This window comes from Bartonella sp. AU15XJBT (assembly GCF_028618615.1).
In the GTDB taxonomy this organism is placed as follows: domain Bacteria; phylum Pseudomonadota; class Alphaproteobacteria; order Rhizobiales; family Rhizobiaceae; genus Bartonella.
The window spans coordinates 937-13690 of sequence record NZ_JAQITG010000029.1 but is presented as its reverse complement, the minus strand read 5'-3'; the positions used below and the strand labels follow the sequence as shown (position 1 = coordinate 13690).

The 12754-nt window shown below is 36.2% G+C and carries 8 protein-coding genes and 2 pseudogenes; 6 read left to right on the top strand and 4 right to left on the bottom strand.

The features are described 5' to 3' along the window. A partial coding sequence (locus tag PVV57_RS08665; protein WP_273783875.1) for a DHHA1 domain-containing protein occupies positions 1-658 on the top strand: 658 nt, incomplete at its 5' end. A 17-nt stretch (positions 659-675) separates the two neighbouring features. On the opposite strand, the gene parE is transcribed toward PVV57_RS08665, so the two are convergent. The 4 genes from parE to PVV57_RS08645 all read right to left on the bottom strand — a co-directional run bounded on the left by parE (position 676) and on the right by PVV57_RS08645 (position 5163). Further along, positions 676-2742: a DNA topoisomerase IV subunit B gene (parE, locus tag PVV57_RS08660; protein WP_273717706.1), complete on the bottom strand. Its 2067-nt coding sequence runs from the start codon at positions 2740-2742 to the stop codon at positions 676-678. Between the two features lie 82 nt (positions 2743-2824). Then, positions 2825-3562 carry a lipoyl(octanoyl) transferase LipB gene (gene lipB, locus PVV57_RS08655; RefSeq protein WP_273717705.1) on the bottom strand — a complete coding sequence of 246 codons (738 nt, stop codon included), beginning with the start codon at positions 3560-3562 and terminating at the stop codon, positions 2825-2827. Positions 3563-3685: 123 nt separating this feature from the next. Further along, positions 3686-4537 carry a YgcG family protein gene (locus PVV57_RS08650; protein WP_273717704.1) on the bottom strand — a complete coding sequence of 284 codons (852 nt, stop codon included), beginning with the start codon at positions 4535-4537 and terminating at the stop codon, positions 3686-3688. After that, a complete protein-coding gene (locus tag PVV57_RS08645) occupies positions 4537-5163 on the bottom strand; it encodes a LemA family protein (RefSeq protein WP_273783704.1) in 627 nt (208 codons plus the stop codon). The genes PVV57_RS08650 and PVV57_RS08645 overlap by 1 nt, the downstream gene beginning before the upstream one ends. A 403-nt stretch (positions 5164-5566) precedes the next feature. Here PVV57_RS08645 and PVV57_RS10565 point away from each other — a divergent pair. From PVV57_RS10565 to PVV57_RS08620, 5 genes and pseudogenes are all read left to right on the top strand, one after another. Continuing rightward, positions 5567-6311, top strand: a pseudogene (locus tag PVV57_RS10565) (class I SAM-dependent methyltransferase); the annotation flags it as partial. A gap of 1020 nt (positions 6312-7331) precedes the next feature. Next, the gene (hutH, locus tag PVV57_RS08635; protein ID WP_273783702.1) at positions 7332-8870 is read left to right on the top strand and encodes a histidine ammonia-lyase; all 1539 of its coding nucleotides are present in this window, start codon (positions 7332-7334) and stop codon (positions 8868-8870) included. Between the two features lie 419 nt (positions 8871-9289). Beyond that, positions 9290-9652: a hypothetical protein gene (locus PVV57_RS08630; protein WP_273717700.1), complete on the top strand. Its 363-nt coding sequence runs from the start codon at positions 9290-9292 to the stop codon at positions 9650-9652. Between the two features lie 454 nt (positions 9653-10106). Beyond that, positions 10107-11483 (top strand): amino acid permease, encoded by a 1377-nt coding sequence (locus PVV57_RS08625; protein WP_273717699.1) that lies wholly within the window; start codon positions 10107-10109, stop codon positions 11481-11483. A 941-nt stretch (positions 11484-12424) separates the two neighbouring features. Continuing rightward, positions 12425-12754: pseudogene (locus PVV57_RS08620) on the top strand (hemagglutinin repeat-containing protein); the annotation flags it as partial.

The window sequence follows — 12754 nt, the reverse complement described above, 5'->3', positions numbered from 1 at the left end:
TCAAGAATGGCATCCGGGAATTATTGGTATTCTTGCTTCCCGCCTTAAAGAGCGTTTTTTTTGTCCTGTTTTTGCTATCGCTTTGAAAGAAGATGGAAATGGCGTAGGGTCAGGACGCTCAATTCATGGCATAGATTTAGGAGCACTCGTTCGTGAAGCTGTTACCCTCAATTTATTAGAAAAAGGAGGGGGGCATAGTATGGCAGCAGGAATTACAATTCAATCGACAAAAATTGAAACTTTTCGAAAATGGCTAGAAGAAAAAGTTTCTGTCATGGTTTCACAATTACATGCAAAAAAATCTCTTCGTATAGATGGTTCTCTTTCTGCTTCTGGTGTCAATCAAGCACTCTTTGAGTTGCTTGAAAAGGCGGGGCCTTTTGGGACAGGGAATGCGACACCTGTTTTTGTTCTTCCCTCTCATCGATTGGTGAACCTATCTGAAGTTGGAAAAGGACATCTTCGTCTCATTGTATCTAATGGGGAAGGCAAAAAACTGCAAGGAATAGCTTTTCGTGCTGTAGGGACAGCGCTTGGTGATTTTCTGTCGAGAAATATTGGTGAAATGATTCATTTAGCGGGTCATCTTAGTTTGAATTATTGGAATGGAACGATCAATCCGCAACTGCGCGTGATTGACGCTGCTGCAGTGATTTAAAAGAGATATTTTTTACATTAGATGTCTAAATTAGAAGCAAAAGTAGAGTTTTCTTGTATAAAACGAAATCGTGCTTCTGGTTTTGTTCCCATGAGACTTTCTACAGTCTTTTTCGTTTCTTGAATTTCCACGGCATCAATAGAAACACGAAGCAATGTACGTTTTTGAGGATGCATCGTTGTTTCTTTAAGTTGTTCCGCGCGCATCTCACCCAGCCCTTTAAAACGCCCGATTTCAATTTTAGCTTTTCCCGTAAATTCAGTTTTGAGCAATTCATCCTTATGGATGTCATCGCGTGCATAAGCAACTTTTCCTCCTTGCGATATTCTATAAAGGGGAGGGACGGCGAGATATAAATGTCCTTGATGAATAAGGTCAGGCATTTCTTGAAAAAAGAAGGTAATGAGCAGTGAGGCAATATGAGCACCATCAACATCTGCATCTGTCATGATGATAATCCGTTCATATCTGAGATCTTTTTCACGATATTTAGAGCGTGTTCCACATCCAAGAGCAAGGATAAGATCGCTAATTGTTTGGCTTGAGTTCATTTTTTCATGTGCAGCACTGGCGACATTGAGGATTTTGCCACGAAGAGGTAAAATTGCTTGGTTTGCTCTATTTCTCGCTTGTTTGGCTGATCCTCCTGCGGAATCCCCTTCAACAATGAATAATTCAGCACCCGCAGCATGGTTTTGGCTACAATCTGCAAGTTTACCGGGCAGACGTAATTTACGGACAGCAGTTTTTCGACTTATTTCTCTATCTTGGCGTCGTTTAACACGTTCTTCAGCACGTTCAATAACCCAATCGAGAAGTTTTGTTGCTTCTTGAGGGGAGTTTGCCAACCAATGATCAAAAGGATCGCGGATTGCACTCTCAACAATACGCTGTGCTTCAATGGTTGCTAATCGATCTTTTGTTTGTCCAACAAATTCAGGGTTGCTGATAAAGACAGAAAGTATTGCGGCTGTTGAAATCATAATATCATCAGATGTAATGATTGCTGCGCGCTTGTTGCCTATTAACTCAGCGTAGGATTTCAATCCACGTAAAAGAGCTTGACGTAATCCTATTTCGTGTGTTCCACCTTCTCCTGTAGGAATAGTATTACAGTAAGATTGCACACAAGAATCACCACCATGCCAAGCGATGGCCCATTCAACACAGCCATGACCATTATTTTGTTGTGTTTTACCAGAAAAAATTTCTGACGTTACGCGATATTCATCTTTTAGTGACGCAAGTAAATAGTCTTTAAGCCCATTGGGAAAATGAAAAACAGCTTTTTCAGGAATATTTTTAACGCCTTCAAGTATGACGGGATCACAAGTCCAGCGAATTTTTACGCCGCCAAAAAGATAGGCTTTTGAGCACGCCATTTTATAGATTTTTTCTGGATCAAAAGCTGCTTTTTCACCAAAAATTTCATGATCAGGATGAAAACGAACGCGCGTACCACGGCGATTATAAACATCCCCCAAATCTTCCAATTCAGATTGAGGAATACCGCGTGAGAAACGTTGGCGGTAAAGTTTTCGTTCTCGTGCAACTTCAACTTCCATATCATCAGAAAGAGCATTGACGACAGAAATTCCTACCCCATGAAGTCCGCCCGCAGTTTGATAAGCTTTTCCATCAAATTTTCCTCCTGAGTGAAGTTGTGTCATAATAACTTCAAGGGTAGATTTGTCAGGCATTTGAGGATGATTTTCGACAGGAATACCGCGTCCATTATCTGTAACGGTTATATAACCGTTCCTATCTAATGACACTTCAATGGAGTCTGCATAACCAGCAACAGCTTCATCCATCGCATTATCAATAATTTCGGCAAATAAATGATGAAGTGCTTTACTGTCTGTTCCACCAATATACATTCCAGGGCGTAAACGTACAGGCTCTAAACCCTCAAGCACTCGAATAGAGAGGGCATTATAGTCGTCTTCTTGCGTATTTTTTGCACTTTTTTTTGAAATCATCCCTTTTGATTTCGTTGGAGATTGCAGAGTGCTTTCTTTTGTATTTACCCGAGATTGGGCTTTATTTAAAACACTAAAAAGATCCTTGTTGTTATCGCTCATAGCGTTTAACTATATACCTCATAAAATAAAATATTCATTAAAATAAATTTTATGCCTGTTTTTTATTTAAAAATCAATGCACTTAGGAAACATCAATTGTTGGACCAAAAATTTGTTCAAAAGCGTGTTTGAGTGCAATATCAATATCATGCATTGTTACAGGGCACCCTAGATCAAGAAAGCTTGTGACACCGTGGTTTGTAATTCCACAAGGCACAATTCCTGAATAATGAGATAAATTAGGATTAACATTGATAGAAACGCCATGAAAACTTATCCATTTGCGCACTCGAATGCCAATCGCCGCAATTTTATCTTCGGAAGAAAGATCATGTTGTTTTGATGGGCAATGAGACTGTTTAACCCAGACACCAACGCGATCTTCTCTACGTTCGCCTTTAATATTAAAGCTTGCAAGCATCTGTATGATCCATTCTTCTAATGCACTAATGAAAGCACGAATGTCTTGTTTTCGACGTTTAAGATCAAGCATAATATAAGCAATACGCTGTCCTGGACCGTGATATGTAAACTCGCCCCCACGTCCTGCTTCATAAACAGGGAATAAATGAGGAGCTAAAAGATCTTTTTTATCTGCACTTGTACCTGCTGTATAAAGGGAAGGGTGTTCAAGAAGCCAAACTTGTTCATGGGCAGTTTTTGCAAGAATTTTTTCCACACGCTCTTGCATATAACGCAGCGCTTCAGGATACTCAACCAAATGATCACTTATTTTCCATTCAACGGGTGGATTTCCTAGAATAGCATTAAAATGATGTGATAAGTGACTACGATCCCTATGTTTTAATTCAAATGTCATTGGCAATATTTATCTTAATGTTTGAGTTTGTATTGTAATCAGAAAAATAACAAAAGCATAAGATTAAGAGATACTTTATGAGAATTGCAATGAATTTTATTTAAAAAACGCGTTATGCTCGTTTTACCATCTTCCTGTTGCACCACCACCACCTGATGATCCACCACCACCTCTAAATCCTCCTCCTCCTGAATGTCCACCAAAGATTCCACCAGAGGCTCTACCGCTCGTATTTAAGTTTAAAAACCAAGGTGTGAAAATAATACCCATCCAAAGATACTTTCGTGGACCTACTTTCTGACCAAAAATCACAGCCAAAATGGGCAAACCAACTGCTATAAAGAGAATGAAAAACAGGATTGTATTTATAATCATTTCTTCTTTTGCAGCTTGTTTACGTTGTTCTTCAACAGCTTTAGCCTTTTGATTGATTCGAAAAGAAAAATCAGCATCGCTTTGTGTGATCACTTTGATAATTGCATGAACCGATTCGACAATTCCTTTTTGATAATTTCCTTCACGAAAATTAGGAATCATGAAGCTATTCATGATGACAGAGGAAATGGCATCTGTTAGTTCTCCCTCCAGACCGTAACCTACTTCAATACGTGCTTCACGTTCATTGGGTGCAATGACGATTAATACGCCGTTATTGATCTGTTTTTGACCTAACTTCCATGTGCGAAAAAGAGAATTGCTGTATGTCTCTATATCATTGCCCGAAAGAGTAGGGAGTGTTATAAGAACAATTTGATCTCCCGTTTTCTCTTCGAGTGTAGCGAGCTTTTCCGTTAAATTTCTCTTTGTTGCAAGATCAAGTAAATGAGCCATATCATTGATATAGCCGGTTAAGGGAGGAAATTTAGTGTGTGCGTAAGTGACATTCCCCAATGCAATGATCAAGCATAGAATGCTCAAAGGAACCCATAAACGTAGAAAAAAACGACGTTGTATAGCGTGTTGAAATGATTTCATTAATTAAAATTAACCTTTGGTGTTTGTTGGCTATCCGTATCAATGGTAAAAGTTGGCATAGGTTTAGCATCACGAAACCATAATTTTGCCCAAATCATTGTCGGCATTGTTTTGAGCGCAGTATTGTAGGCACGGACTGTTTCGATATAATCGCGGCGCGCAACGGAGATACGGTTTTCAGTTCCTTCTAGTTGTGATTGAAGGGCAAGAAAGTTCTGGTTTGCTTTAAGATCCGGATAGTTTTCGACAACTGCCATAAGCCGCGAAAGTGCACTTGATAAATTTGCTTGATTTTTGAGATATTGCTGCATAACTTCCGGATTATTCAACATATCTGCATTAATGTTGACTTGTGTTGCTTTGGCACGTGCTTCAATGACATTTGTGAAAACGTTTTGTTCATGGGCTGCGTAAGCTTTAACTGTTTCTACAAGATTGGGGATGAGATCTGTACGGCGTTGATATTGATTGAGCACTTCACTCCATGCTGCGTGTGCTTTTTCTTCAGTTGTTGGTATGGTATTAAATCCGCAGCCACTTAAAAGTGGAATTAATCCTGCCAAAAAAATAATGATTGAAAATTGTTTTAATATTTTAAACATTGAAGAAGTTTGTACATTTAACATAAAGATGTCTCCACAGATATTTTATATATTATATAGGGTTTATCTTCTTGGTGGAAAGTATTTCGAATTTTATAAACAGATACCCTTATCAATAAATTGATATCTCTCTGCACTTTTAGCACGCTTAAGTGATGTGTTGATATAAAAATATAGATGTCATCTTGTGAAAGATCAATAATATTCATATCAATTATTTTTACAGAAGATTATATTATTTTCGTAGTATTTTTTTGTTTTAGAATGTAGCAGATAACAATTGAGGAAGAGAAGAATATAGGCATCAAGCTTATAGAAAGGAGAGGAAGTTTTCCTTTTTCCTCCTTTAGAAGTTATGCTTAACCTATTGAATAAAAAGGCTTTTAAATTATGGATATCAACAATTGTGAAGAAAGGGGAAAATCCTATGTTGCAAAACGTTCAACCGCAAAGTGAAAAGTTTGACGGATTAGCGGGTGATTATGATCGTTCTTGCTACCCTCTCGCCTTATTGAAGACCATGTTTCTTCCTTTTAAGAACAAAAAACATTTGTCGATCGTGGATGTAGGTGCTGGGACCAGGCATTACATGAGAGGGGATTGTTAAACTTTTAGGGAATGAGCACCAATCTCATGCTATCAATATATCGGTAGATATGATTAAGAAGGGGTGAAGAAAATTTTCTACGGTACAGTGGTATCAAAGTCAAGCTGAAGACTTATTGCTTCAAATTGGCGAGGTCTATCTTGTTGCTGTGGCACAGGCGTTTTAGCGGATGGATCCGCCCTAAGTTGCTTTGGCGTTGCTTCAGATCAATTTCGAGCCAATGGTGTTATGGCGGTTGTTCAAAATAATCGTGATTTCAAGCATAGCGAATTTCTAGACGTTTATGAGGCATTGTTAGAGAAGATCCGTTCGAACTATTTCCGTTATTATCGTAATTTTGATTTTTTACAGGAAATGAGTGATGGTTTTGGAAAAAAACAGAAAATATTTCTTTTCATACACATAACTGAATAATGACAATCCCGTCTGAATCTTTTATTGGAATGAGCTGCTCTTTAACGCAAGCTCAACGCGCTATTGTGCGCTGTAGGGAAGAATATTTGCCGAAATTGGTTGCATTGGTAAAAAATATGAAGAGCAAGGAAGTTTGGAGCTTTATATGTATACAAATAATCTGATATCGATGATGCTTTTTTACCGTTTAGCGCATCAGAGTAGGCTTTGTTCAGGAAATTCGCGCATTATTAAGGCTCATTTTGAGGGGAAAAACAGTTTTTTTGCACTTAACGGCTGCCTCAGTACATCTGATCTTTACTGTCTACTTCACATGTGAGAGTTCTCAACAGAAAACTTATGAACTGCATTATGGCATTTAAGGAAAAGTATCTTTACTATAATTTGGCAGTAGGTTTTACACTAAGTAGGAAGAGGGGGATTTTTTGTTTTTATAATTATTTTTTACTATTAAAGTTTTGTTAAAATAGATTTTGACAGGAAAAAGTATAAAAATTATCATAATCAGAATTTTCTCGTCTATATTGATGTTTTGAATAAGTTTTTTTAATTTTCAAGTTTCGTTGAAAATACTGCTCTATCTTCAAGAGAAGGTTTAATTTTTGCAATCATGATAGATTGTGACAGCTATCTATCTAAGTTTTCATAAGTTTAGTAGGAATAATTTTGCGATAAATTCATGAAGTCCCCTCATCTTTACGTTTAATAAAAAAAGCTAGCCTGCATCATCACACACTTTGCCATCTCCCAATGTCGCGACAGCCCTTGATACGGTTCATAAGAGGCATTTTTAGTCTTTTCTTGTACAGTTTCACTCCCCACGCCAATCTCGCTTGTGTTCTGCAAGAAACATGATTTTGATTGATTTAACATAAATAGATTTGGAATGAGAGAATCTTAAGACATTCGCTCTCTCATTCAATATGCGTAACGCTAGATTGTCATTATATATTGATTTACTATCTATTATTTAAAATTCACAGCCTTTGTTGTGTTTGTCAATATCTCATTTTCATTTGTCGTTAACCATTCTATTTTTTGGCAATACCTTTATTCTAAGGAATGGCTTTTAAAAAAGCATTTTCGTTTAAAGAGTAATTATATCTTTTTTGTTTTATAGAAGGATCAATAATGCTAAGAATTACTCTTTAATTAAAAAAGAAAGAAAATTATGACGATTATACTAAAACCGGGTAAGGTAACACTTAGCGAACTTGAAGCTATTTATTTTAATGGTGAAATCAGTAAGCTTCATCATGACACGCATTTAGCTATCGAGAAAGGAGCGCAGCGCATTGCTGAAATTGTTGCTGGAAGTGAGCCTGTGTACGGTATTAATACTGGTTTTGGGAAGTTGGCTTCCATTAGAATTGATGCGGACAAAGTCACTATTTTACAGAGAAATCTTATTTTGTCCCATTGTTGTGGGGTAGGAGATCCTCTCGCTGAAAATATTGTGCGTTTGATGATGAGCTTAAAGCTTATCTCTTTAGGAAGAGGGGCGTCTGGGGTTCGTTTAGAGTTGGTAAATTTGCTGGAAAATATGCTTGAAAAGGGTGTTATTCCTGTCATCCCAGAAAAAGGATCTGTTGGCGCTTCAGGTGATCTTGCTCCACTTGCTCATATGGCGGCTGTTATGATGGGAGAAGGAGAAGCGTTTTTTCAAAATATTCGTATGAGTGGAGCACTTGCTTTAGAGAAAGCAGGGTTATCCCCTATTATTTTAGAAGCAAAGGAAGGTCTAGCCCTTATTAATGGGACTCAAACATCAACAGCACTTGCACTTGCCGGACTTTTTCGAGCTTATCGGGCATTGTGTGGTGGATTGTTGGCTGGGGCTTTAACGACAGATGCTACCATGGGATCAACGGCGCCATTTCATCCTGATATCCATATTTTGCGAGGCCATTATGGGCAGATTGCCGTATCGAAAACATTAGAAAAGCTTGTAGAGGATTCAGAAATTCGTGCCGCACATTTACGGGGTGATGAGCGTGTTCAAGATCCTTATTGTATACGTTGCCAGCCACAGGTTATGGGGGCATGTTTTGATATTTTGCTAGCAGCAGCAAAAACACTGGTTATTGAAGCAAATGCTGTTACAGATAATCCGTTGATTTTAAGGAATGGTGAAGTTGTATCAGGTGGGAATTTTCATGCTGAGCCTGTCGCGTTTGCTGCTGATCAGATTGCTCTTGCTTTGTGTGAAATAGGATCTATTTCTCAACGGCGTATTGCCCTTATGGTTGATCCAGCAGTTTCTTATGGTCTTCCAGCTTTTTTAGCGCACAATGCAGGTCTTAATTCAGGTTTTATGATCGCTGAAGTAACAGCAGCAGCTTTAATGTCTGAAAATAAGCAAATGGCTCATCCTGCTTCCGTTGATTCAACACCAACTTCAGCTAATCAAGAAGATCATGTTTCAATGGCTTGCCATGGTGCTCGTCGGTTATTGGTAATGAGCGAAAACCTTTTTACACTTATTGGCATTGAAACGCTTATTGCAGCACAAGGAATTGAATATCGTGCACCTTTAAAAACAAGTACTCTTTTGCGATCTGTTATGGAACGTTTACGCAAAAATATTGCTTCTCTTAAGGAAGATCGCTATCTGGCTCCAGATCTTCATCAAGTCCATATACTTGTACGTGAAGGGCACTTATTATCTGTTTTACCAGAAATAGTTTTTCCTTCATTAAGTTTTCAATAATATTGGTTTTAAGGCCAATGCTGAAGGGCAGATATGAAATTTTAAAACTTCCTTCATATAAAAATATAGAAGATCGATACTATATTTAAATTATTTAATAAATTATGTATTTATTTACTGTATATATCTATTGTTTTTAGTCAAATAGATATTTTATAGTGCTCTAAATTTATCATCATAATTTTATAGAAACTATAAAATTGAAGAACCCATACTTTCTGATTTCTATCAGAATTTTTAATATAAGTTAAATAATATCCGCATTATATATTGTGATATTATATTTTTATAAGTACAAATTATATTATAGGAATTGTTTTAAGTAAAATAAAAACTTTACTATATATTCTTCTTATTTGTTAATACTTTATGAGTTTTATAGTTCATTTTTGGTATTTTAAATAAAAAAGGAGAAAGAAATGTTTAAAAGTGCTAGATTATGCGTTTTAATGACAGTTCTTTTTTGTTTTTTGCAAATATTTGAGGTTCATGCAAATTTTAGGAGAGATAGTTTTCCAGAGGAAATTTTCATTGTGATAGTGTCTCAAGAGAAAGAGCCTCTTGTTTTGGCGAAAAACAAAGGTTTTATTGCTATCTCAGGACAAACTCCCAGAGGCAAGGAGAATGCTATCATCGGACCAACAGTCAAAGATGCTATTTTTACCCTATATTTTTTTTTCATTGGAAAGCTTGTAGTTAGAGCAGTTGAAGTCCTTAAAAGATGGGCTGTAGATACACTTTCTCATACTTTTGAAAACTGGCGAGATTCGTATTATCACTGATTGAGCTACTCAATTGGCGTTAAAAGTTTGTTTTATAGACCCAAAGAGAGTTTGTTTAAAGTAACAAAAAAATTAATTGTACGCATCGTTAATGCGCCTGTTATGAATTTTTAGGCTTTTATTTCGGTGCACTGAAATAGAAGCCTTAAGTGTTCATACTACATTAAGGCTAATTTTCTCTGTAAAAAACTAGAGAATACGAAATGAATTAAATGACAATTATAAAAAAATTCATTATCACTTTATTTAAATAAAATAATACGAAATTGCAGGCTATAAAAGCTGAATAATTCGCAATAAAAGTATTTTTTCATTGTTTAGAGCAAAGTGTTGGACTGGCTGGTCTTCGATGTTTTTTGAAATATATTTGTGAAAAAAAACATGAGGCTTTATTTATCATAAAGCTGTTATCGTGGTGTGGATTTTGTCAGCATTTCAATAAAGAAGGAAAGAAATGGCAATAAATGAACTGAAACGAGGGATGAGTAAGCGCCAAGTTATTTTTTTAGCTCTTGGCTCTGCTATTGGAACAGGTCTTTTTTATGGGTCTGCACAGGCAATTAAGCTTGCGGGTCCTAGTGTTTTAATTGCCTATTGTATTGCTGGTTTAGCTATTTTTATGGTTATGCGGGCTTTAGGAGAAATGATACTGCATAATCCATTGCCTGGTTCTTTTGCGCGTTATGCGGCAAATTACATATCGCCATTAGCAGGTTTTTTAACGGGTTGGACATATGTATTTGAGATGATTCTTGTTGGTTTGGCTGATATTACAGCTTTTGCGACTTATATGGGGTTTTGGTATCCTGATGTTGCTCCTTGGGTATGGGCACTGAGTATTACATTAATCATCACAGGTATTAATTTAGCTGCTGTAGAAGTCTATGGTGAACTAGAGTTTTGGCTGTCTTCTATTAAAGTTATCGCGATCATTGCGATGATTATTTTAGGAGTAGCAATTATTTTTTTGGGGTGGGGTGAAGGTGCAGATTCTTCCACTGTTACTGTTCATAATTTATGGAAGAATGGTGGTATTTTTCCCAATGGCTGGTTTGGTTTTTTAGCTTGCTTTAGTGTTGTTGTTTTTGCTTTTGGTGGCATAGAAATCATTGGCATGGCAGTCATGGAAGTTCAAAACCCTCATCAAACGATTTCAAAGGCAATTAATTCTACTCCAGTTCGTATTTTGCTTTTTTATGTCATGACGTTAGCTATTTTAATGTCTCTTTATCCTTGGAATGAGATTGGTCTTATGGATAGTCCTTTTGTATCCATTTTTGAAAATCTTGGGATTTCATATGCAGCAAATATTTTAAATATTGTTGTTGTTACAGCGGCTATTTCGGCAATGAATAGTGGAATGTATGGTGCTTGTCGTATGATCCATGGTTTATCACAGGAAGGTTATGCTTTGAAAAAGTTTCAATATTTATCAAAAAACGGTATACCAGTTTTTGTTATTTTGATGATCTTCGCTATTTTTCTCCTTGGTGCTGTCCTTAATTATTTTTATCATGAAAAACTTTTTTTTCTTATTGCAGCAATGGCAACATTTGCGACGGTTTTTGTTTGGATGATGATTCTACTTTCGCAAATTTTTATGCGAATTAAGATGCCTAAAGAAGCACAGAATAGTTTAAACTTTCCTATTCCTTTTTGGCCGATAGGGTCAATTTTTTCTATTTTATTTATGTTTTTTATTTTTATTCTCTTATGGCTCTTCGATGAGACACGACCAGTTTTAATTGTCGGTATTAGTTGGATTGCTTGGCTTGTTATTTGTTTCTATGTCCTTAAACTTTATAATTTTAAGCAAAAGAAACTGCAGTAAATAAAGATTCAACTAAAAAGAAATAGCTGTTGTTTTCAGAAGAACGGGTATTTGATCATGATCCTCTAAAGATTGGAATAATTTAGATTGAAAACAATCTATTCGTTATCATTTTGTTTTGGAGTTTTTTGTGAGCCATTGCTTATGATAACGCCCCAATCATATAAATATCAGATATTTTTTGATGGTGAGCTGTGCCATTAATAGCCATGCCATCAATATAAGTATCTCCTGTTAAAATGCCTGACAGTACGAACATATTTTACTAGATAGTATAGAGAAATATTTTTTCTAAATTTATTAATGAAGTTATGTTTCACAAGAAAAGTTATTTTGAGAATTATCTTTATTGTTTGATTTAGTTTTTTTCATCGATACTCAACTGAGCCAATAATTTATTTTATAAGTTTTTTTAAAATTGAGTTTTTAAATTTTATTATTTAAGGAATCGCTGATCTTTTAGAAGCGAAGGTGAAATTCTTTATGCAGTTTCTTGTAAAGAAGAGCTAGAGGCTTTTGCGTCTTTTAAAAGGATATTGCAGTTATTATGGGCGAAAGAGAAGGATTTTTTTATTATCATTTTTTCAAAGAGAATTGGCGCTGCTAGAAAATAGCAGATAACAGAAGCATTGGGGGATTGTATTATTGTGTTTGCAAAAGCTTTAATAAAGAAACAGTAAGGTATCACGATAAAATCTCATAGAAAAGTCAATCTAAGAAAACGATGAGCGTGTGAACATTTTTTCACGATCCTGTTATTGCTACCAAAAGAGTAGGGAGCAGGCTTACTTTTTATAAGGTTATATTTCATTGACTGTTTTTCGCGGATTTTTGTTACAATGTTAATAATATTGATACAGGGCTAATTTTTATCACAAGTGGAAGAGGACCAAATGCGTTTTTGCAACTGTATTTAGGTACAAAATTATGTAATATTACCAGGTGTACAAGAACACTACGACTAGCAAGAGCAATCCTCAAAAAGTGGCTTTTTGCATGAAAAATCTTCCGATACATCTGAATCCCATACAACAACGGTTTCCTCTATCCTTGGGGCGACGAGCAACATTATTACGCAATCAGACAAAGAGACCACAATCACGGCTTCTCATATGATTGCCAATGAAGATATCAATGTGGCAGGACAAAGCGTGACGATTGATGGCATGACAGATCACCATGAGAGCCATTCAGAAACCCATGAAACAGGTTTTGGTGTGGGATCAGGCAAGGGTTTTGTTTCGATATTTGGGAGTGAGGGAAAGGTGCAA